21 protein-coding genes are annotated in these 21663 nt (G+C 65.1%); 8 read left to right on the forward strand and 13 right to left on the reverse strand.

Annotated features, from left to right (window positions below):
• Position 1 precedes the first annotated feature (1 nt).
• On the reverse strand, positions 2 to 586 hold the full coding sequence (locus GCN75_RS12220; RefSeq protein WP_152282752.1) for a DinB family protein: 585 nt from the start codon (positions 584 to 586) through the stop codon (positions 2 to 4).
• 160 nt (positions 587 to 746) lie between these two features.
• Between GCN75_RS12220 and GCN75_RS12225 the strand changes: the two genes are divergently transcribed.
• A complete protein-coding gene (locus tag GCN75_RS12225) occupies positions 747 to 1739 on the forward strand; it encodes an HDOD domain-containing protein (protein ID WP_193317479.1) in 993 nt (330 codons plus the stop codon).
• Between the two features lie 39 nt (positions 1740 to 1778).
• On the opposite strand, the gene GCN75_RS12230 is transcribed toward GCN75_RS12225, so the two are convergent.
• The 8 genes from GCN75_RS12230 to GCN75_RS12265 all read right to left on the reverse strand — a co-directional run bounded on the left by GCN75_RS12230 (position 1779) and on the right by GCN75_RS12265 (position 9978).
• Positions 1779 to 2480: an ABC transporter ATP-binding protein gene (locus tag GCN75_RS12230; RefSeq protein WP_152282754.1), complete on the reverse strand. Its 702-nt coding sequence runs from the start codon at positions 2478 to 2480 to the stop codon at positions 1779 to 1781.
• Positions 2473 to 3186, reverse strand: a complete 714-nt coding sequence (locus GCN75_RS12235; protein ID WP_070311461.1) for an ABC transporter ATP-binding protein — start codon at positions 3184 to 3186, stop codon at positions 2473 to 2475. Before GCN75_RS12235 ends, GCN75_RS12230 begins: the two co-directional genes overlap by 8 nt.
• Positions 3179 to 4153, reverse strand: a complete 975-nt coding sequence (locus GCN75_RS12240; RefSeq protein WP_152282755.1) for a branched-chain amino acid ABC transporter permease — start codon at positions 4151 to 4153, stop codon at positions 3179 to 3181. Before GCN75_RS12240 ends, GCN75_RS12235 begins: the two co-directional genes overlap by 8 nt.
• Positions 4150 to 5022, reverse strand: a complete 873-nt coding sequence (locus GCN75_RS12245; protein WP_141168659.1) for a branched-chain amino acid ABC transporter permease — start codon at positions 5020 to 5022, stop codon at positions 4150 to 4152. The genes GCN75_RS12240 and GCN75_RS12245 overlap by 4 nt, the downstream gene beginning before the upstream one ends.
• A gap of 105 nt (positions 5023 to 5127) precedes the next feature.
• Complete coding sequence (locus tag GCN75_RS12250) at positions 5128 to 6294, reverse strand: ABC transporter substrate-binding protein (protein WP_152282756.1); 1167 nt, start codon at positions 6292 to 6294, stop codon at positions 5128 to 5130.
• 112 nt (positions 6295 to 6406) lie between these two features.
• Positions 6407 to 7948, reverse strand: coding sequence for a class I adenylate-forming enzyme family protein (locus tag GCN75_RS12255; protein ID WP_193317480.1), 1542 nt, complete (start codon positions 7946 to 7948; stop codon positions 6407 to 6409).
• An 11-nt stretch (positions 7949 to 7959) separates the two neighbouring features.
• Positions 7960 to 9114: an acyl-CoA dehydrogenase family protein gene (locus GCN75_RS12260; RefSeq protein WP_152282758.1), complete on the reverse strand. Its 1155-nt coding sequence runs from the start codon at positions 9112 to 9114 to the stop codon at positions 7960 to 7962.
• Positions 9115 to 9153: 39 nt separating this feature from the next.
• On the reverse strand, positions 9154 to 9978 hold the full coding sequence (locus GCN75_RS12265) for an IclR family transcriptional regulator (protein ID WP_152282759.1): 825 nt from the start codon (positions 9976 to 9978) through the stop codon (positions 9154 to 9156).
• Between the two features lie 301 nt (positions 9979 to 10279).
• Between GCN75_RS12265 and GCN75_RS12270 the strand changes: the two genes are divergently transcribed.
• Together GCN75_RS12270 and GCN75_RS12275 are read left to right on the forward strand one after the other, a co-directional pair.
• Positions 10280 to 12277, forward strand: coding sequence for a TonB-dependent receptor plug domain-containing protein (locus tag GCN75_RS12270; RefSeq protein ID WP_152282760.1), 1998 nt, complete (start codon positions 10280 to 10282; stop codon positions 12275 to 12277).
• Between the two features lie 30 nt (positions 12278 to 12307).
• Positions 12308 to 12847: a molybdopterin-dependent oxidoreductase gene (locus GCN75_RS12275; protein ID WP_152282761.1), complete on the forward strand. Its 540-nt coding sequence runs from the start codon at positions 12308 to 12310 to the stop codon at positions 12845 to 12847.
• Positions 12848 to 12899: 52 nt separating this feature from the next.
• Here GCN75_RS12275 and GCN75_RS12280 read toward each other — a convergent pair whose 3' ends face one another.
• From GCN75_RS12280 to GCN75_RS12290, 3 genes are read right to left on the reverse strand one after another with little or no spacing between them, the layout of a single operon-like run.
• Positions 12900 to 13829 (reverse strand): alpha/beta hydrolase, encoded by a 930-nt coding sequence (locus GCN75_RS12280; protein ID WP_152282762.1) that lies wholly within the window; start codon positions 13827 to 13829, stop codon positions 12900 to 12902.
• A complete protein-coding gene (locus tag GCN75_RS12285; protein WP_152282763.1) occupies positions 13826 to 14692 on the reverse strand; it encodes an alpha/beta fold hydrolase in 867 nt (288 codons plus the stop codon). The genes GCN75_RS12280 and GCN75_RS12285 overlap by 4 nt, the downstream gene beginning before the upstream one ends.
• A gap of 35 nt (positions 14693 to 14727) precedes the next feature.
• Complete coding sequence (locus GCN75_RS12290; RefSeq protein ID WP_152282764.1) at positions 14728 to 15789, reverse strand: sugar phosphate isomerase/epimerase family protein; 1062 nt, start codon at positions 15787 to 15789, stop codon at positions 14728 to 14730.
• A gap of 139 nt (positions 15790 to 15928) precedes the next feature.
• On the opposite strand from GCN75_RS12290, the gene GCN75_RS12295 reads away from it, so the two are divergent.
• Positions 15929 to 16528: a TetR/AcrR family transcriptional regulator gene (locus tag GCN75_RS12295; RefSeq protein WP_152255998.1), complete on the forward strand. Its 600-nt coding sequence runs from the start codon at positions 15929 to 15931 to the stop codon at positions 16526 to 16528.
• Between the two features lie 25 nt (positions 16529 to 16553).
• Here the strand turns inward: GCN75_RS12295 and GCN75_RS12300 are convergent, their stop codons facing one another.
• Positions 16554 to 16925: a flagellar basal body protein gene (locus GCN75_RS12300; protein WP_152282765.1), complete on the reverse strand. Its 372-nt coding sequence runs from the start codon at positions 16923 to 16925 to the stop codon at positions 16554 to 16556.
• 159 nt (positions 16926 to 17084) lie between these two features.
• Here GCN75_RS12300 and GCN75_RS12305 point away from each other — a divergent pair, with 159 nt between their 5' ends.
• The 4 genes from GCN75_RS12305 (at position 17085) to GCN75_RS12320 (ending at position 21658) form a co-directional block, all read left to right on the forward strand.
• Positions 17085 to 18281, forward strand: coding sequence for an alpha/beta hydrolase family protein (locus GCN75_RS12305; protein WP_226941334.1), 1197 nt, complete (start codon positions 17085 to 17087; stop codon positions 18279 to 18281).
• A 112-nt stretch (positions 18282 to 18393) separates the two neighbouring features.
• Positions 18394 to 19911, forward strand: a complete 1518-nt coding sequence (locus tag GCN75_RS12310; protein WP_152282766.1) for an NYN domain-containing protein — start codon at positions 18394 to 18396, stop codon at positions 19909 to 19911.
• 163 nt (positions 19912 to 20074) lie between these two features.
• Positions 20075 to 20692, forward strand: coding sequence for a PAQR family membrane homeostasis protein TrhA (gene trhA, locus GCN75_RS12315; RefSeq protein ID WP_152282767.1), 618 nt, complete (start codon positions 20075 to 20077; stop codon positions 20690 to 20692).
• An 84-nt stretch (positions 20693 to 20776) separates the two neighbouring features.
• The gene (locus GCN75_RS12320; RefSeq protein ID WP_152282768.1) at positions 20777 to 21658 is read left to right on the forward strand and encodes a LysR family transcriptional regulator; all 882 of its coding nucleotides are present in this window, start codon (positions 20777 to 20779) and stop codon (positions 21656 to 21658) included.
• Positions 21659 to 21663 lie beyond the last annotated feature (5 nt).

Here is a 21663-nt window from a genome sequence, read left to right on the forward strand (position 1 = left end):
GTCAGCGCGGCCCCCACACGTCGGCTTCCGTCCAGCCCAGTTCCGCAAAATCCTGCGCCCGCTCGTCCGCTTCGCCGGCGCAATAGAATTCATCGAGCTGGGGCGGCGCGATGCGCGTGCCGGCCAGCATGGCGTGCACCTGCCCCCGGTGGTGGATCTGGTGCTGGAACACATGCGCGAGCATGCGCAGGCGCGTCTCCACTTGCGGCGTGTCGCGCAGTATCGTCACGGGCCGCGCCAGGTCCGCGTCGCACAGGCTGCGGCAATGGGCGATCAGGCGCAGGTCCGACGCGCGCTGCGCCGCCTGCAGCGCGGCGCAATCGCTAAACGGTTCGTCCTGTTCGAAGAATACATAGCAGTCGGCATGGGGCGCCTCGCCGCGCAGCTCGCGTTCCAGTGCGTCGAGATAAAACCAGTCGCACGTCAGGATGTGGTTCAGGGTGAACTGGATGGTGGGAAAAAAGCTGACGCGCGTGGCCTGGAACTCGGCCTGGGTCAGCTGGGCGCATGCCTTCAGCAGGCGGTGGTTGGCCCAGGCGTTGTTATACGCCTGGCTGGTGACGTACTGGGCCAGCATATTGTTCATGATTTGCCTTGCAAAGCAGGGGAAGCTGCGGGAGTGCTACTGTAGCAGCTTGCGGCGGCTGGACAAGGCGGGCCACGCCCGCCGCACCGGCGTTGCCGTCATCAAGTAAAATCGCGGCGCGGATGTCGCGATAGTGATGCATATGGGGCTGGATAGCAAAATGGGTTGGATAGGAAAATTACTGAACGGCGGCGATGAAAAAAGCAAGCCTGCGTCCGTCACGGCAGCGGCGGCGCCCGAGATGACGGGGCCGCCAGCGACCATCGCCGAGATCGATGCCATCTATTACCGCTGGCTGGCGGCCGCAGGGTCGGCGCAGGCGTCAAAGCAGTCCGAACAGCAAATCCTGGACGAATTGACGCGGCTGGCCCGTGAACCGATCGCCGGCGCTGCGCTGGTGCCGCGCATTCCCGCCATCATTCCGCAGTTGATGCGGACCTTGCAAAATGAAAACATGAGCGCGGCCGAGCTGTCGCGCCAGCTGGCCCAGGACGTGCTGCTGGTCGCCGAGGTGTTCCGCGAAGCGAACCGGCCCTGCTACCATTCGCGCTACAACGCCAGCCCGTCGATCAACAACATGGAAGGCGCCATCATGCTGCTGGGGCAAAACGGCATGCGCATGCTGCTGGCCCGTGTCGCCTTCCGTCCCATCGTCAGCATGCAAAGCGGCGGGCTGACCATCCGCACGGCGCCGCTGATCTGGCGCCAGTCCGAGAAATGCGCGCTGGCGGCCAACCTGCTCGCGCCTGCGCTGCAGGCAAACGCCTTCGACGCCTATCTGGCGGGGCTGATGGCCAATGTCGGCCTGGTAGTGGCGTTCCGGCTGATCGACCAGATGCATGCGCCCGACGCGTTTCCTCAATCGGACGCCTTCATCGCCCAGGTATTTGCGCAAGCGCGCATCTTGTCCGTAAAGATCGCCGAATTGTGGGAGTTCCCCGAGTCCGTGACCCACGCGATCGGGCAGGCCGGTGCCGAGGCCCACGCCGACGCCGATCCGCAGGCGCAAGCGCTGGCGCAGGGCGACCGCTTGAGCAAGCTGCGCATGCTGGTCGACACGGGCCGCTTTCCTGCCGACGATCCCTTCGTGATGGCCGGACTCGGCAAGGCTGACTTGCAGGTGTTCGACAAACTGGCCGACGACGAGGAGTGACGGCCGCAGGCCGCTCAAGCCTCGCGCCGATCGTGTCACTCAGCGCGCGAAATACAGTGCGTGCAGATGCTCCAGGTCGACATCAAGCGCCGGCTGCGACAGCGCCACCTTGCCGCTTTGCATCAGGTAGACGTGGTCGGCCACGCCCACGGCGCGCGCCGTGTTCTGCTCCACTAAAATGATGGTGCGCCGGCCGTCGTTCAGGCGCGCGAGGATCTCGAACAGTTCGTTGACCACCAGCGGCGCCAGGCCCAGCGACGGCTCGTCGATGATCAGCAGCGACGGGTCCGACATCAGCCCGCGCGCCATGGCCAGCATCTGCGCTTCGCCGCCGGACAGTGAGCCGGCCAGCTGCTTGCGCCGCTCGTGCAGGCGGGGGAACATGGCGTAGGCTTCGGCCAGGCGGGCCGGCATGTGGCTGCGGTGCTCCTTGGGGAAGGCGCCCATGATCAGGTTTTCTTCCACGCTCATGTCGCGAAACGTCATGCGGCCCTCGGGGATCATGGTGACCCTGGCGTCGCTCATCTTCCAGGTGGGCGTGCCGTTGATGGCGTGGCCGTCCAGCGCGATGCTGCCCGCGCCCACGGGCAGCAGGCCCATGATGGCGCGCAGCAGGGTGGTCTTGCCGGCCCCGTTCGGGCCGATGATGGTGGTCAGCTTGCCCTTCTGGATGGACAGCGACACGTCCCACAGCACGTTGATGGCGCCGTAGCCGGCGCGCAGTTCTGTTATTTCAAGCATGCGCGGCTCCTGTATAGCTTTCGATGACGGCCGGGTCGCGGAACACGCAATCGGGCGTGCCGTCGGCGATCAGCTGGCCAAAATTGAGCACGGCCACGCGCTGGCACAGATTGCTGATGGTTTCGATATCGTGCTCGATCATGACGATGCCCACGCCAAAGGCGGCATGCAAGTCCTTCAGCATGCCCATGAAACGGCGCTTGCCGTTCGTTTCCAGCCCGGCCAGCACTTCGTCGAGCAGCAGCAGCTTCGGGTTCGTCGCCAGCGCCTTGGCCACTTCCAGCGCCTTCAATTCCGTCAGCGCCAGTTCGCTGGCCGCATCGCGCTGCGCCTTGTCCGCCAGGCTCGTGAAATCGAGGATTTCATCGATCTTGCGCTGGTCCACCTTGCCCGTGCCGAAACGCTGCGCCACGACGAGGTTTTCGCGCACCGTCAATTCATGCATGGGCTGCGGGATCTGGAAGGTGCGGCCCAGCCCCAGGCGCGCGCGCTGGTACATGGGCGTGGCCATGATGTCGCGTCCCTCGAAGCGGATGCTGCCGCCCGTGGGGCGCACCAGGCCGGAAATCGCGTTGAACAGGGTGGTCTTGCCGGCGCCGTTCGCGCCCACCAGGCCGATCACGTCGTGGCTGCCCACTTTTAAGGTGACGGAATCGACGGCCGTCAGGCCGCCGAAACGCACGGACACATTATCGAGTTCAAGCATGTTGTTTCTCCTTCGCTGTGAACGCGTTTTTCAGCCATTTTTGCAGCAGCGGCAGCAGGCCGTTCGGACTGAAGACGATCATCGCCACCAGCAGCACGCCCAGCACCAGCTGGTGGCCCGTGGGGATCAGCGACTTGAAAATGAGCTGGTCGACCAGGTAGACCACCACGGCACCCAGCACGGGGCCGAGTATCGTGCGGTAGCCGCCGAAGATGGCTGCCACGATGGGTAACGTCACCCACAGGCTGTTGAACGCGTAGTCCGGTTCCAGGAAGTTGATGTAGTGGGCGTTGAAGGCGCCGAACAGGCCCGCCATGAAGGCCGACACCAGCAGCATGGCGCCTTTCAGCAAGGTGCTGTTGACGCCGACGACGCGCGTGGCGTCCTCGCTGTCGTGCATGGCGCGCAGGGCGATGCCGTAATGGCTGGCGCGGATGCGGCTATAGGCGAAGGCGCAGCACACCACCAGGGTCAGCACCACTAGGTAGGCGCCCGTCTTGCTGGCCAGGTCGAAGCCGAGGACGGTGGGCAGTGCGGGGATATTGTTGATGCCGCCGGCGCCGCCCGTGACGGAACTCCATTCCGTGGCCAGGATGCGGAAGATGTGGGCGTAGGCGAGGATGGCCAGCGCAAAGTATGGTCCCCGCAGGCGCAGCACGGGCAGCATGATGACGGCGGCGACGGCTGCGCCCGCGCCGCCGAGCAGCATGGCGGCAAACACGGGCAGGCCCAGTTTCACGCTGGCCAGCGCGGACACATACGCGCCCACGCCGAAGAACGCCGCATGGCCGAAGCTGACCATGCCGCCCAGATTGCCCAGCAGGGCCCAGGACATGGCCACGCCGCCGATGATCAGGGCCGCCACCACCATGCTCATCACGTACTGGTTGCCGCCCAGCGCCAGCGGCACGGCGAGATAGGCGGCCAGCAGCAGGCCCGCCGTGGAGATCAGTGTCGAGCGCTTCATCCGCGCCTCCGTTGTGCGCCGAACAGGCCGTTCGGCATGATGAACAGCACCAGCAGGAACAGCACCATGCCGGACAATTCCTGCAGCGCGGAGCTGGCCAGGGTGACGGTCAGCGCTTCGGCCACGCCCAGCAGCACGGCGGCCAGCAGCACGCCGGGGATGGAGCCGATGCCGGCCAGTACCGTGATAATGAAGGCCTTCACCGTCAGCGCGCCGCCGTAGGCAGGCTGGATCACGCCATAGCTGAACAGGGCGACGCCCGCGAAGGCGGCCAGGATGCCGGCGACGAGGAAGGAGACGAGCTCCGTGCGGCCCGGGTCGATGCCCATCAGCTTGGCCGCGTCGCGGTTGCTGGAGACGGCGCGCACGGCGCGGCCATACCAGCTGGTGGCCAGCCAGCGCCACAGGGCCGCCATCAGCACCAGGCTGACGCCGAAGAAGATCACTTCGCTGCGCATGCTGAAAAACGGGCCGATCTCGATGCCTTCCTGCAGCCAGGTCGACGACGTCGAGCGGATGTCGGCCTTCCATACCAGCAGGATGAAATTGGTGAGGATGACGCCGATGCCGTAGGTGAGGATCAGCGAATTGATTTCGCGGTCTTTCTTGATGCGGCTGACGATCAGGTAGACGCCCACGGAAGTCAGGCTGACGATCACCAGCGCGATGGGGATGGCGAACATGGGCCCCAGGCCCAGGCCCGATTCCACGCTGTAGGCGATGTAGGCGGCCAGCAGCACCAGCTCGCCGTGCGCCAGGTTGATCACTTTCATGGTGCCGAAGACCAGCGCCAGTCCCAGTGCGATCAGGGCGTAGGAGCCGCCCTGCAGCAGGCCCGAATACAGGGCCTGCAAGATTAATTCTGTCATGTCGTCGTCCCGTCAGGCAGCCTGGCGCAGCGCGAAGATGCGCCAGGGCTGCCGTTCATCGGTGCACGCCCGGCGGGCATGCGCGTGTGCAGGGGAGGCTGCCGCTTACCAGGGCAGGGCCGGATAGGCCAGCTTGCCCGTCGCGTGTTCCTTCGGCCAGACGATGACCACCTTCTTGTCCTGGTGCTGCGCCATGCGGTGCACGAAGTTCTGGTTGTCGCCGTTGGCGGCAAACTGCACGCGGCCGATCAGGGTTTCGCGGTCCGTCTTGCGCATTTCCTCGGCCACGCCGCCTTTCTTGATGGTGCCCTTGTCGGCCGCGCGCGCGATCGCCTCGAACAGCAGCATCGACTGCACGTAGCCGAACTGGCCCAGGTAGTCCGGCTCCTTCTTGTACAGCTGCTTGTAGGCGTCGCTGAAGGCCTTGCCGTCGGCTGTCTTGAATTCCGTGGGGAAGGGCAGCAGGGCCGTGCCGAAGACATTCGGCATCAGGTCGGGAAAGTCGGCCGCCATCTTCGGCGTGGCCAGCGACCACACGCCCACCATGGCCTTGATCTTCGGCTTCAGTACCCGGGCGGCGCGGATGATGCCCACATAGTCGTTTTCATAGCCGACCATGGCCACCACTTCCGATTTGTCCTGCAGCTTGATCTTGTTGATAATGGGCTTGAAGTCGGTAATGGCCGGGTCGAACGAGTGCGTCGTCACTTTCACGCCCTTGGCGGCCAGGGCTTTTTCCACGTCCTTCGCCAGTCCCGTGGTGGCGTCCTTGGTCGAGTACACGATGGAGACGGATTTGGCGCCCACGTCGGCAAGCAGTCCCAGCATGGCTTTTTCGTAGCCGGCCGTGTTATTGATGCGGAAAAAATTCTTGCGTCCGCTCGATACCAGGCTGTCGTCCACGCCGCCCGAGGTGATGTAGACGAGGCCCAGCTTGTTGGCCGTATCCGAGGCGGGCGAGATATTGTTCGAACCGTAGCCGCCCGTGATGGCCACCACGCCCTGGCTGGCCAGCTTTTCCACGGCGGCGATGGCCTTGGCGGGCGCCGATTCGTCGTCGACGGTGACGATCTTGACGGTGTGCTTGCCGTTGGTCTTGTTGAACACTTCGGCCGCCACCATGATCCCTTCCTGCATGCCGGCGCCGACCCTGGCCAGGTTGCCCGTCAGGGGGATTTCCGCGCCGACCAGGAATTCGTCGGCGGTGGCGTGTGCCATCCAGGCGCTGGCAACCAGCGCTGCCATGGCGATGCGTGTGTATGTGCGTTTCATCGTGTCTCCTCCGGTGATGTGACTTGGTTTGCCTGCGCCAGGATCGGCGCCGGCAAAGCTACCCGCCTGGGTTTTATTGTCGGGTGTATTGAAACCAACTGCAATGGTGAATTTACGGCCTGTTCTGCGCCATCTGGCGCAGCTGCCCCTTTAAAATCTTGCCCGTGGCGGCCGCCGGCAGCGCTTCCATGACGATGATGGCCGACGGGCATTTGTAGGGCGACAGGGTCTGCGCCAGATAGTCCTGCAAGGCCTGCACCGTCACCGGGTGCTGCGCATCCAGCTCCACATAGGCGATGACGTCTTCGTTGCCATCGTCCAGTGTGCGTCCCACCACGGCCGACTGCACCACGGAAGCGTGGGCGTTCAGGGCCGTTTCCACTTCCAGCGGATACACATTGAAGCCGGAGCGGATGATCAGTTCCTTGGTGCGTCCCACGATGAACAGGGCGCCATCGGGATCCTGGCGCGCCATGTCGCCCGTATTGAGCCAGCCGCCGTCGCGCATGGTGGCTGCCGTCATGGCCGGTTCGCGGTAATAGCCGGCCATGACGTTCGGTCCGCGTATCCACAGTTCGCCCGCCTCGCCCGGCGCCACGTCCGTGCCCGCCACGTCCACCACGCGCACTTCCACGCCGGGAATCGGCGTGCCGACGGAGCTGTCATGGCGCGGCGCGTCGAGCCGCGTCTGGCTGATGGTGGGCGCGCTTTCCGTCATGCCGTAGCCATTGTGCAGCGCGGTACCCAGCAGCTTTTCCACCTCGTGCTTGAGCGACGGCGCCAGCGGCGAGCCGCCCGCATACGCAAAGCGCAGCCGGGTGGGCAGCGGCGTCCCGGCGCCGCCCAGCGTTTGCAGCAGTTTCGCGTACATGGCGGGCACGCCCTGCACGATGGTCAGTTCGTCGTCCTTCAGGGCCGAGAGCAGGCCGTCGACGGAAAAGCGCGGCACCAGGTACAGCGCGGCGCCCGCATACAGGGTGCCGAGGGCAACGGATGCCAGGCCATACACGTGCGAAATGGGCAGCACGCCGTAGGCGCGGTCGCTGCGCGTCAATCCCCGCAAGGTGCTGGAGACGGCGGCGATGAACAGCAGGTTGCGGTGCGTGAGCATCACGCCTTTCGACTGGCCCGTGGTGCCCGTCGTGTAGATCAGCGCGGCCACCTGTTCGTTGCCTGGCACGCAGGCTTCCGCGATGGCGGCATCGTTCAATGCGCCCGCCAGCAGCTCGCCCATGCCGTCGACGGTGACGGCGCTGGCCGCGCCCAGGCGTGCCGCATGCGCGGCCGCTTCCGGCGAGGCGCCGGCCAGGAACAGCAGCCGCCGCGCGCCGGAATGCTCGGCGATGGTGTCGATCTCGCGCGCCGACAGGCGTGCATTGACGTTGACGATCCACGCGTCGATGCTGGCCGCCGCGAAGATCAGCGCCACCTGCAGCGCGCCGTTTTCGCCCACCACCATCAGGCGGTCGCCGGCGCGCACCTGCAAATCGCGCAGCAGCTGCGCGGCGCTCTCCACGCTGTGCTGCAGCTGCGCATAGGTCCAGCTGCGGCCACCTTCATGCAGCGCGGGCGCGTCCGGCGCGCGCGCCGCCCAGTGGGCCGGGATGGCCGACAGGCGCGCCGGCAAGCCGGCCAGCAGGGCGGGAATGTCCATCGCGGCCTCCTTCACTTTTGTGCTGCCTTGATCATGTTGCGGGCGATGACGATCTGCTGGATCTGCGTCGTGCCTTCGTAGATGCGGAACAGGCGCACGTCGCGGTAGAAGCGCTCGGCCGCGTATTCGCTGATGTAGCCGGCGCCGCCGTGGATCTGCACGGAGCGGTCGGCCACGCGGCCGCACATTTCGGAGGCGAACAGCTTGCAGCACGACGCTTCCGTCGAAATGTCTTCCTTGTTGTCGCGCCGGCGCGCAGCGTCGAGCACCATGCTGCGCGCCGCGTAGATCTCGGCCTTGCTGTCGGCCAGCATGGCCTGGATCAGCTGGAATTCGGCGATGGGCTGGCCGAACTGCTGGCGTTCCATCGCATACGCGAGGGCATCGGCCAGCATGCGCTCGGCCGCGCCCACGCAGACGGCGGCGATGTGCAGCCGGCCCTTGTCGAGCACCTTCATGGCCGTCTTGAAACCCACGCCTTCCTTGCCGCCGATGAGGTTTGCGGCAGGGACGCGGCAATTCTCGAAGAGCACGTCGCAGGTATGCGCGCCTTGCTGGCCCATCTTCTTGTCGATCTTGCCCAGCGAGAGGCCGGGCGTGTCCTTTTCCACGATGAAGGCGGAGATGGCCGAGGCGCCCCGCTTGACGGGGTCCGTGCGCGCCATCACGGTAAAAATGCTCGCTTCGGGCGCGTTGGTGATGTAGCGCTTGCTGCCGTTGAGGATATAGAAGTCGCCGTCGCGCACGGCCGTCGTGCGCAGCGACGCCGCGTCGGAGCCGGAGCCCGCTTCCGTCAGCGCGAACGAGCCGATGATCTCGCCGGCCGCCAGCTTGGGCAGATAGTATTGTTTTTGCGCTTCCGTGCCGTCGATGACGATGCCCTGCGAGCCGATGCCGTTGTTCGTGCCGATCAGCGAGCGGAAGGCGGGCGAGGTGCGGGCGATTTCAAACGCCACGCGCACTTCTTCTTCCATGCTCAGCTCCAGGCCGCCGTAGGCTTCCGGGATGGACAGGCCAAACAGGCCCAGTTCGCGCATCTGCGCCACGATGGCGGGCGGGATGGTGTCCGTTTCGGCCACCAGCGCCTCGTTCGGCACCAGCACTTCGCGCACGAAACGGGCGATGCTGTCGAGCAGGATGTTCAGGGTTTCTTCGTCGCGTATCATCGGGGTCCTCGGAGCTGTCATTGTGAGGGGGCGCGCATTCTAACCGCGTCCCAGGTTTTTTTCTACTGTCTTGACCAGGGCGACCAGGCGCGGTCCCAGGTCGCCTTCGAGTTTTTCGCGCGACAGCAGGAAGGCGGGGCCGCCGCAATTGAAGGCCATCACCTGTTCGCCATCGGCACCGAGCATGGGCACGCCCACCGCGTGCACGTCGTTCTGCCACTCGCCGGCCGAGATGCAAAAGCCCCGGTCCTGGTAATCCTTGAAGCCTTGCTCGATGCCGGCCTTGATGCGCGGCCAGCGCTCCGTCTCGTGCACGCGCGCATGGTCCATCAGGTAGTCGCGTTCGGCCTGCGGCAGGATGCACAGCAGGGCCTTGCCCATGGCCGTCGTCATCAGCGGGATGCGCGAACCGACGTCGAGGCGCAGGGTGACGTTGGCGCTGCTGCGGCACGTTTCCACGTACACCATGCTGAGGCGGTCGCGCGTGCCCAGCGAAACGGACGCCTGCGCATGTTCGGCCAGTTCTTCCATCAGGGGGCGCGCCATCTTGCGCACGTCGAGGTTCGACAGCATGCGGTAGCCGAGGGCCAGCACGCCGGCGCCCAGCTGGTACTTGCCCAGGCTGTCCGAGTAATTGAGGTAGCCCAGCTTGGTGAGGGTATAGGTGAGGCGCGAAATCGTCGGTTTCGGAATGCCCGTGCGCTTGGCCATGTCCGCATTCGACAGGAATACTTCGCCAGGGCGGAAGCAGCGCAGCACTTCCAGGCCCCGCGCCAGCGCGTTGACGAACTGGCGGTCCTTGCCTTCGTCGTCATCGCTGAAGACGATGAGTTCCGGATCTGCTGCGGTCTGAATATTTGTCATATTTGCATTCATTTTCAGGCTCCCTGGAAATCAGTTTGCCTAGCCGGCTCCCGCATGTCAACCGTTTTGTGAAACATTCGTTCGCACAGCGAAATGTTGCGGTGCATGAAACAATGCATGAAACAATGCATGAAATTTGCCTCGAAAATTGACTTGCGCAGGGGTTTCCCGCCTTGTCGCTTGAGCATCGCTATATACGTCTGTATATTGCGCTGTTGGGTGACGGCCGCCGCAGGGATGGCCGCTTTTTTGAGTATCGCTATATAAGACGATATATAACGAGAGTGGAAAGATTTAGACGATGTTGAAACAGGTAATGGCAGGCGCCGTGATGCTGGCGCTGGCGCAGATGGCGCAGGCGCAGCAAACGGCGGGCAACGATGGCGTGGATGCGGCGGCGCCGTTCGTGCTGGGCACGGTGACGGTGATCGGCCAGCGCGAGCAGGCAGGCCAGGCGGAACAGCAGGTGGGCGCGCAAGTGAGCCGCGCCGAGATGCGCCGCTTTAACCGCGACAACGTGGGCGACGCCCTCAATTTGCTGTCCGGCGTATCGCTGTCGACCAACTCGCGCAACGAAAAAACCGTCGCCATCCGGGGCTTCGATGCGCGCCAGGTGCCGCTGTATATCGACGGCATTCCCGTCTACGTGCCGTATGACGGCTACGTCGATTTCAACCGCTTCACGACCAGCGACCTGGCCGCCATCCAGGTGGCCAAGGGCTTCAGTTCCGTGGCCTATGGCGCCAATACCCTGGGCGGCGCCATCAACCTGGTGTCGCGCAAACCCGTGGCGCGCCTGGAAGGCGACACTTCCGTCGGTTTCGGCTCGGGCAGCGAGCGCCAGGTGGCGGCCAACGTGGGCACTAACCAGGGCCTGTGGTATCTGCAGGCGGGCGTGTCGTACATCGACAGCGACGGTTTTCCCCTGTCGTCGGACTTCCGCCCGACCGCGACGGAAGACGGCGGCATGCGCAACAATTCGTATCGCAAGGACCATAAACTGTCGTTCAAGGTGGGCTACACGCCCGATGGCGCGCAGGCGGGCGATGAATACGCGCTCAGCTACTACAAGCAGCATGGCGAAAAAGGCCAGCCGCCATCGGTCAATCCCGTCGGCGCGCGCTACTGGCAATGGCCGTACTGGAACAAGGAAAGCGTGTATTTCGTCTCGCAGACGCGCCTGGGCGAAGCCGAGCGCCTGAAACTGCGGCTGTACCACGACAGCTACGACAATGAAATCACGTCCTACACGAACGGCAGCTACACGACCCTGAAAACCAGCGGCCAGGGCAGCGTCAGCGGCGGGCGCAGCATCTATAACGACCGCACGAACGGCGGCGCGGTGGAACTCGAATCGTTCCGCCTGGCCGCGCACAGCCTGCGTTTCGTGGCCAGCTACAAGGCCGACGAACACCAGGAACTCGATGCCAAGGGCGTGCGCACCACCTGGTACAAGGATGCCCTGTGGACCCTGGGCGCGGAAGACAGCATCGCCCTGAACGGGGCCACGGAACTGTCGCTGGGCGTCTCGCGCAACGAGTTGCGCCCGGACACCGTCTACAGCGCCGGCAATGCCTATACCCTGCCCGAGAATCAATCGGCCACCGACCTGCAGGCGGGCTTGTTCCGCAAGGTCGGCGCCGGTGCGCGCGTGTACGCCACCGTGGCGCGCAAGTCGCGCCTGCCGACCCTGAAGGACCGCTACTCGCAGCGCCTGGGCACGTATATCGAAAACCCGGCCTTGCGCGCGGAAGAGGCGATCAATTATGAGCTGGGGTATCAAGGAAACTCGCAGGGCGTGGCGCTGGAAGCGGCGCTGTTCTACAGCGACGTGAAGGACAAGATCCAGAGCGTGGCGAACGTCTCGGGTGTGCGCGCGCAGATGCAGAACGCGGGCAGGGCGCACATCAGCGGCGTGGAGCTGGGCTTGCGCGGCAGCGCCGGCGCCTGGCTGGATTTCGGCGGCAACTACACCTACACGGAAATGAAGAACGTCAGCGACCGCGCCATCCGCCTGACGGACGTGCCGCGCCACAAGCTGACGGCGCACGCCGTGCTGCATGCGGCGCGCCAGGTCGACGTGGTGGCCATCGCCGAATCGAACAGCGGACGCTGGGTGTCGAACACCCTGGAACTCGGCGGCTTTACGACCGTGAACCTGAAGGCTGTGTACCGTCCCTTGCCGGCCTTGAGCCTGGAAGCGGGCGTGGCGAACTTGGGCGACCGCAATTACGCGCTGTCCGACGGTTTCCCCAGCGCGGGACGCACCTGGCTGGCCAATGCGCAGTACCAGTTCTGATTGTTTGACTGTTCAATGAAAGGACACAGCATGTTCAAGAAAATAGCCGCCGGTTTCGCTTCGGCCGCGCTGCTGGCCGCAGCACCCGCGTGGTCTGCCGCGCCTGCGCCGGCGCGCGACAACATGAGCCACGCGCTGGCCGTGACGGGCATGGTGGAAACGCCATTGACCCTGAAGGTGGCCGACCTGCGCCAGCTGCCGCCGGCCAACGGCGGGGAAATCGCCGTCACGCGCCATAACGGCGAGAAGGCCGAAACCATCACCAGCTATCGCGGCGTGCGCCTGCGCGACATTCTCGACAAGGCGGTGCTTGATGCGCCGGGCCACAACGACGTCAAGAAGCTCGCCATCATCGCCACGGCCACCGACGGCTATGCCGTGGTGTTTTCCTGGGGCGAGCTGTATAACGCACCGGCCGGCGAGGGCGTGATCGTCTACTACGAAAAAAACGGCAAGGCCCTCGACGACAACGATGGCGAGATCGCCCTCATTTCGGCAAAGGACATCCGCACGGGCCCGCGCCACGTGAAGTGGCTGAACGGCATCGAAGTGCGCAAGCTGGTGGAATGACGCGCAGCTGATGAAAAAAAACGCGCCGTGGAGCCATCCCCGGCGCGTTTTTTTATGCCCCCAGCGCTTGCCGCATGGCCTTGCCCGCCACGTCGAACAGGCCGCGCGCCGCAGGCGTCAAGCCCAGCATGTGCATCGACGCATGGATCATGCCGTCGAGCTGCACGCATTGCGCCGCCACGCCGTCGTCGCGCAAGTACCGCGCATAGGCCTCGCCTTCGTCGTGCAGCGGGTCGTATTCGCATACCAGTACGGTCGCCGGCGGCAAGTCCTTGAGCGACGTTGACCGCAGGGGCGCCGCGTAGGGCTGCGCGCCGTCAGCCGGCTCGTTCAGGTAGGCCGACCAGCAAAAGCGCATGGCTTCCCGCGTCAGCGAATGGCCTTCCGCATAGCGCTGGTAGGACGGCGTGTCGAAGGCGAAATCGAGCGCCGGGTACAGCAGCAGCTGGTGCGCCAGCGCGGGACCGGCCTGGTCGCGCGCCATCAGGGCCGCTGCCGCCGCCAGGTTGCCGCCCGCGCTGTCGCCGCCCACGGCCAGCCGGTTCACGTCGATGCCCAGCGCCGCCCCATGCTGGGCGACCCAGCACAGCGCCGAGTAAAAGTCGTTCAGCGGCACGGGGAACTTGTGCTCGGGCGCCAGCCGGTAGTCGACGGAAAAGATCACGCAGCCGGTGGCGTTGGCCAGCGCGCGGCATGGATTGTCGTACAGGTCCAGCGAGCACAGGCACCAGCCGCCCCCATGCGCAAAGACGATGGCCGGCAGGGGCTTGCCTGTGTCCGCGCCGGCGGGCACGTAGGCGCGCACGGTCAGCGCATGCTCGCCAGGCAGCACGTAATCCCTGATCGAGGCGACGTCCTCCAGCGGCCCGTGCAACTGGCGCAGGCCCGTTTCCGTGGCGGCGCGCAGGTCCGCCAGCGAGGCGGGCGGCGGCGCATCGTTTGCCAGCGCCAGGAAGGCCGCTACTTGCGGATCGAGGCTCATGCGGCGTCTCCGGCCAGGAACGGCAGCAGGTGGGCGATGAACGCTTCCGGCTGTTCTTCCATGATGAAGTGGCCGCATTCGGCGACGATGGCGCCTTTCAGGATGTCCGCCTTGCCCTGCATGGTCAGCAGGGGCGCGTCATTTGTCGCATGGTCGGCGCCGATGGCCAGCACGGGCATGGCCAGGCTCTTTTTCGCCCGCTCCAGGTTTTGCCGGATGGTTTCCGGAATGGCGCGGTAGTAGGCGAAGCCCGCGCGCAGGGCGCCCGGCGTGGCATAGGCGTCCGCATATACGTCGACGGCGACCTTGTCGCGGCGGTACGACCAGCGGTCCAGGATGAAGCGGATGTATTCGCGCTCCTTGCCGGCCGTGAGCATCTCCGGCAAGTCCAGCACCTGGTTGAACATGAAGTGCCACAGGAAGATGTTGTCGGACGGCGCGACAAAAATCGGCGGCGCCGGCGCCAGGCCCGGGATCACGGCTTCCGTCAGCGCCAGTTTCGTCACAGCCTGCGGGAAGTCGCTGGCCAGCGCATAGCCGACCCACATGCCGATGTCGTGGCCCACCACGTCGTACTGCGCATGGCCCAGGGCCAGCATGGCGCGGTGCAGGGTGGCGGCAACGGCGCCCGTGTCGTAGCCGCCGGCCGGACGTTCCGAGTGGCCGCTGCCGGGCGGATCGATGGCGATCGCCTGGTAGCCCTGGGCGGCCAGCGCCGCCATCACGTGGCGCCAGGCGTACCAGGTTTGCGGCCAGCCGGGGATCAGCAGCACGGGTTTGCCTTCGCCGGCCGTGACGCAATGCAGGCGCTGGCCGTCGATGCGCACGTAGTCGTGGGTGTAGCTGTCTTCATTCTGATGCATGGCAAGTCCTTGTATTGATTCAGTTAATTGGTTGTTTAGTTGTGCGTGATGCCGAGCAGGGTATTGATCTGCTGCGCGCTGACGGGGGCGCCGGCAAAGTCGTCGAAGATCTTGTCGGTCACGGGAATGATGTGGGCGTTGATGAACGCCACGCCTTCACGCGCACCCACCTCCTGGTCCTTCAGGCAGCATTCCCATTCCAGCGTGGCCCAGCCCGCGTAGTTGTTCTGTGCCATCTTCGAGAAGATGGCCTTGAAATCGACCTGGCCGTCGCCCAGCGAACGGAAGCGCCCGGCGCGGTTTTCCCACGACTGGTAGCCGCCGTAGATGCCTTGCCGTCCCGTCGGATTGAATTCCGCATCCTTCACATGGAACATGCGGATATGGTCCTTGTAGATGTCGATGAATTCCAGGTAGTTCAGCTGCTGCAGCACGAAGTGGCTGGGGTCGAACAGCATCTTGCAGCGCGGGTGGCGGCCCACGCGCTCGTAGAACATCTCGAAGCTGATACCGTCATGCAGGTCTTCGCTCGGGTGGATTTCGTAGCACAGGTTGACGCCCTGTTCTTCGCACACGTCGAGGATGGGCAGCCAGCGGCGCGCCAGTTCGTCGAAGGCCGCTTCGATCAGGCCGGGCGGGCGTTGCGGGAACGGGAAAAGGTAAGGCCAGGCGAACGAGCCGGAGAACGTGCCCATTTCCGTCAGGCCCAGACGCTTCGAGGCCATGGCCGCCAGCTTGACCTGTTCGATGGCCCACTCGGTGCGCGCTGCAGGCTGGCCGTGCAGGTGTGCCGGCGCAAAGCTGTCGCACAGCGCGTCGTAGGCCGGATGCACGGCCACCAGCTGGCCGAGGATGTGCGTCGTCAGTTCGCTGATGACGAGGCCATGGCTGGCCAGCATGGCAACGAGGTCGTCGCAGTACTGTTGGCTGTGCGCCGCTTGCGCCACGTCGAACAGGCGCGCATCCCAGGCGGGGATCTGCAGGGCCTTGAAGCCCATGCCGGCCGCCCACTCGGCGATGGCAGGCAAGGTGTTGAAGGGCGCCGTATCGGCGGCGAATTGTGCCAGGTGCAGGCTTGGTCCTTGGATGGTTTTCATATCGGCTCCTATTGTTTGTCGATCGACAAAGAATAGGCGAAATTTGCAGCGCGGTCAAGCCCGTGATGCAAAATAAATGCGGAATCGGTATGGCGTGCAGGCGTTATACTGGCCGCCAGTTTGCAAGCAGAGGATAAAAATGGCAGGAAGACCGAGGGAATTTGACCGCGCGCTGGCGCTGGCAAAAGCGCGCGACGCGTTCTGGACGCGCGGCTACGAAGGCGTATCGATGGCCGACCTGGTGGCGGCGCTGGGCATCGCTTCGGCGCGCATCTATGCGGCGTTCGGCTCGAAGGAACAGCTGTTCCGCGAAGCCGTGGAACTATATGAAACGGGCGAGGGCGCGTTTGCCGTGCACGCGCTGGCGGCCAGCCTGAATGCGCGCGACGCCGTGGCGCGCATGCTGGAAGAGGCCGTGCTGCTGTATACGCGCAGCGGGCAGCCGCAAGGCTGCATGGTGGTCACGGCCGCCACGAATACGAGCGCGGACAACGCGGGCATCGCCGACTGGCTGGCGCAGCACCGCCGCGCGCGCACGCAGGCCGTCATCGAGCGCCTGCGCGCGGCGCAGCTGGCGGGAGAATTGAAAGAGGAGGCGGACGTGCAGGCGCTGGGCGACTATTATGCGGCGCTGCTGCATGGCCTGTCGGTGCAGGCGCGCGACGGCATTCCCGCCGAACGGCTGCTGGCGCTGATCACGCCGGCCATGGCGCCGCTGGCGCTGGAAATGAAAAACTAGACTATTGTTTCGATAGCCGCAGTCGTCAAGTCTTGACGTCGATCAGGCTGCCCAGGGCCTGGTCGGCTGCCTTGACGACATTTGCCGACAGGTTGAAACCGGCCTTGTAGACGAGGTTATCCGTCAGCTCGGAAGCGAGGCCCACGCCGTTGGGCCGGCTTTCGGCCGCCTTGGCCGCATTTGCATTGGCGCCGCTGACGCTTTCGCCGGCGGCCAGCTTGCGTCCTTCGACAGACAGGGTGACGCCCGTGCCCGCGGGGCTGGCTTCCTGGAACTCGGCCGTTTGGGGCTGGAAGCCCTGGGTATTCGCATTGGCGATATTGTTGGCGGCCACATCCAGCGCGCGCTGGTTGGCGGTCAGCCCAGAGGTACCGGTGGTGAGGGCGGATATGGACATGGCAACTCCTTCAGAAGGCCTTGAGTTTACTCCCGTCTGTGGAGAAAATGGTTGGTGCAAGGCAACAATTTTTCGCGCAGGTGCTTGCCGCAAAAAATATATCCATCACGTAATTTTTTTATATTGTTCCGTGGTATTTCACTGCCTAGACTGGCAGGGATGCCATCCACGGAGTCCGTCATTTTCCACCTGCTGCGCCGTATGCTCCTGGGTTTTCTGCTCGGCCTGCCCTGCATGCCCTTGAACGCCCAGCTTGCCCACGCGCCACTGCCGCTCGATGCGCGCCTGAACGAACAGGTCATCATGGTGCCGGCCGGCGACGGCTTGCGCGACGTGCTGGAAACCACCGTGTTCCGCCCCGCCGGCCCCGGCCCGTTTCCCCTGCTGCTGATGAATCATGGCAAGCAGGCTGGACCGGCGAGACTGCAGGCGCGCGAGCGCTTTATCTACATGGCCACCGAATTCGTGCGCCGCGGCTATGCGGTGATGCTGCCCATGCGCGCCGGGTATGCCCGCTCGACGGGCCCGTACCGCGATTTCGGCTGCGACATGCTGGGCAACGCCCAGGGCCAGGCGCGCGACGTGCTTGCCGCGCTCGCGTATGCGCGGCGCCAGCGCTGGGTCGACCCCGAGCGCATCGTCGTCGCGGGCCAGTCGTATGGCGGCATGGCGGCGCTGGCGCTCGCGACCCGGGTGCTGCCCGGCGTGCGCGGCGTGCTCAATTTCGCCGGCGGGCTGCGCATCGACATGCCCGGCTGCGACTGGCAAGGGGCGCTGGCCAAGACTTTCGCCACCCTGGGCGCCTACAACCACATTCCCAGCCTGTGGCTGTATGGCGCCAACGACTCGTATTTTTCGCCGGCGCTGGCGCGGCGGCTGTTCAATTCATTTACCGGTTCCGGCGGCCGGGCGCAACTGCTGGCGTATGGCCCGTTCAAGCGCGACGCCCACCTGACCCTGGGCAGCCGCGACGGCGTGGCCGTGTGGCTGCCCGCCACGGAGCGCTTCCTGCAGCAGATCGGCATGCCGGTGCGGCAGGTCTACCGCGTGGCCGATGCGCCGCCGCCGCCCGCCACGCATTTCGCGCCGCAGGACGACATCGCCGCCGTGCCCTACCTGGAAGAACAGGGGCGCGCCGCCTACCGCGTCTTCCTGGAAAAAACGGCGCCGCGCGCCTTTGCCCTGTCGGCCAGCGGCGCCTGGGGCTGGGCCGAGGAGGGCGAAAGCCCCGATGTGCGCGCGCTGGCCTCGTGCCAGCAGCGCAGCAGCCTGCCGTGCCAGCTGTATTCGGTCGATGAAAGCGTCGTTTGGCCCGTCGCCGGCGCCAGCGCGAGGGCGGCCGGCGGCGCCCAATAGGCGGCCGCGCACGATAGTTGTCGCCGAAACGGGGGGCGGGCGAATATACTAGGGGAAAAGGGAGGCGTTGCGCTTCCCGTCCGCCCTTATCATCCAGCGAGAATTCACCCTTATGGCGTCATCCCCAGAAAACCTCAGCATGGCCGTGTTTTGCGACTTCGAGAACGTCGCGCTCGGCGTGCGAGATGCAAATTACGAAAAATTCGATATCAAGCCCATCCTGGAACGCTTGCTGCTCAAGGGCAGCATCGTTGTCAAGAAGGCATATTGCGACTGGGACCGTTATAAGAGTTTCAAGGGCACTATGCATGAGGCGAACTTCGAGCTGATCGAAATTCCCCACGTGCGCCAGTCGGGCAAGAATTCGGCCGACATCCGCCTGGTGGTCGATGCGCTGGACCTGTGCTACACCAAGGCCCACGTCAACACCTTCGTCATCATCAGCGGCGATTCCGATTTTTCGCCGCTCGTGTCGAAGTTGCGCGAAAACGCCAAGCAGGTGATCGGCGTGGGCGTCAAGCAGTCGACGTCGGACCTGCTGGTGGCGAACTGCGATGAATTCATTTTCTACGACGACCTGGTGCGCGAAAGCCGCCGCACGGCCGCCAAGCGCGACGCGCGCGACACGCCGGCAGCCAAGCGCTCGCCCGACGAAGAAGTGCGCCGCAAGGAAAAATACGAGTCGCGCAAGACGGAAGCGATCGAGATGGCCGTCGAAACCTTCGACGCGCTGGTGTCCGAGCGTGGCGATAGCGGCAAGATCTGGGCTTCGATGCTGAAAGAGGCGATCAAGCGCCGCAAGCCCGATTTCAGCGAGTCCTACTACGGTTTCCGTACCTTCGGCAACCTGCTGGAAGAAGCGCAGACGCGCGGCTTGCTGGAATTTGGCCGCGATGAGAAATCGGGCGCCTATGTCTACCGCAGCAGCGGCCTGGTGGCCGTGCCTGCCGCCGCGAGCGGGGACGCCGCCAGCGAGGCCATCGCCAGCGGCGAGACCGGCGCGGCAGCGGAAGAAGGCAATCAGCGCGAAGGCGGCAGCCGCCGCGATTCGCGCCGCAATGGCCGTGGCGGCCGCAAGCAGAACGAGCATCGCCGCGGCGAAGCGCCACAGGCTTTCGTGCCCGTGGCCGACGCGGAAACGGTCGTCGTCGAGCAGTATGCGCCGGCGCCGCAGCCGGAAGTGCTGCATGAAGTGGCCGAGGCGGCAGCCGAGGTGGTGGCCGAAGAAGGCAACGCCAAGCGCGGTTCGCGCCGCAACGGCCGTGGCGGCCGCAAGAATGGCGACGGTGCCCGCGAAGCGCGCGCCGAAGCCGTCGAGGCAGCGCCGGTGGCGGAAGCCGTGCCTGTGCCTGTGCCATTACCTGAGCCTGAGCCGGCAGCGGAAGCGGTAGTGGAGGTAGTGGAGGCGGTCGCCGAAGCCAAACCGAAAGCCAAGCCGCGCACGCCGGCCCGCAAGGCGGCAGCGGCGAAAAAGCCGGCCAAGAAGGCGGCGGAAGCTGTTGTTGAAGCGGCGCCTGTCGTCGAAGCGGCACCGGTGGAAGTGACTGTCGTCGCCGAAGACAAGCCGGCCAAGGCGCCGCGCAAGACGCCGGCGCGCCGTCCTGCGCGCAAGAAGGCCGAAGTTGATTGATTGACGCCCCAAAGCAAGAACTGGGGTCAGACGGGGACGCCGAGTCCCGTCGGGTCTGACCCCGGAACTTTGCTGCGTATCAATACGTTCGGTGCATGCGCACCACCACCATTCCCCCAAGCGTGTACGATGAGCCTGTTTTTAACGGGGCGGGCGGTCAAGCATGTACCACGGTGAACGGTTCAACAGCATTTCCCATACGGTGGGCGCCGCGCTGGCGGCCATCGGCGGCGTCATCCTGATCGTCGCGGCGGCCCGCACGGGCGACCCCTGGAAAATCGTCAGCTGCAGCGTGTATGCGGCCATGCTGCTGACCCTGTACCTCACGTCCACCCTCTACCACAGCGTGCGCGGCAAGGCCAAGGCCGTGCTGCAGCGGCTCGACCATTGCGCCATCTACCTGCTCATCGCGGGCACCTACACGCCCTTCATGCTGGTGACCCTGCGGGGGCCGTGGGGCTGGTCGCTGTTCGGCGTCGTCTGGGGCCTGGCCTTGCTTGGCATCGTGCAGGAATACGTGTACGCGAAAGGCGCGCGCATCCTGTCGCTGGTGATTTACGTGGCCATGGGCTGGCTGATCGTCATCGGCATCAAGCCGCTGCTGGCGGCGCTCGAATGGAATGGCTTTTTGTGGCTGGTGGCAGGCGGTCTGTGCTACACGGGCGGCATCGCTTTCTACGCCACCGACCACAAGCTGCGCCATGGCCACGGCATCTGGCACCTGTTCGTGCTGGCCGGCAGTAGCTGCCATTTTATCGCCATTTTGTTCTACGTTGCCTGACGTTGCCTACCGCCATCACTGTTGCCGCCATTCCATTATAATGGCGCGATATGTGAAATGTGGGCAACAATGAGCAAGGCAAGCATGGATATCAATTCGGACGACCTGAAAATCTTCGTCACCGTCATCGACAGCGGCACCCTGAGCGCGGCCGCCGTACACCTGGGACAAACTACCTCCGGCGTCAGCCGCGCCCTGTCGCGCCTGGAAGACAAGCTGGCCACGTCGCTGCTGACGCGCACCACGCGGCGCATGGAGCTGACGGAAGAGGGGCAGCTGTTTCTCGACAAGGCGCGTGCCATCCTCGCCTCGATGGAAGACGTGGAAGAGTCGATCCGCATCCGCCGCCAGAAGCCGGCCGGCCGCCTGTCCGTCGATGCCGCCTCGCCCTTCATGCTCCATTGCGTGGTGCCCCACGTGGCGGAGTTTCGCGCCATGTACCCGGACATCCGCCTGGAGCTGACCAGCAACGACCAGATCGCCGACCTGCTCGAACACCGCACCGATATCGCCATCCGCATCGGCGCGCTGGTCGACTCGACCCTGCATGCGCGTCCGCTCAGTGCCAGCCCCCTGCACGTGCTGGCCACGCCCGCCTATCTGGCGCGCCACGGCACGCCAGATACGCCGGAAGCGCTGTCCGGCCATGCGCTGCTGGGCTTTGCGCAGTATGAACTGGGCAATAGCTGGCCGCTGCGCCACGCCGCCGGCAACAGCCTGCAGATCGTGCCCGCGCTGGCCGCTTCCAGCGGCGAAACCCTGCGCCAGCTGGCCCTGCACGACCAGGGCATCGTCTGCCTGTCCGACTTCATGACGAAGGACGACATCGCGGCCGGCCGCCTGGTGAAGGTGCTGCAGCCGTTTTATACGGGCTACCGGCAGCAGATCCACGCCGTGTACTACCGCAATACGCAGCTGGCGCAGCGCATCAGCTGCTTCCTCGAATTCCTGCAACAGAAACTGTAAGGCCC

This window comes from Janthinobacterium violaceinigrum (genome assembly GCF_009208555.1).
In the GTDB taxonomy this organism is placed as follows: Bacteria; Pseudomonadota; Gammaproteobacteria; order Burkholderiales; family Burkholderiaceae_D; genus Janthinobacterium; species Janthinobacterium violaceinigrum.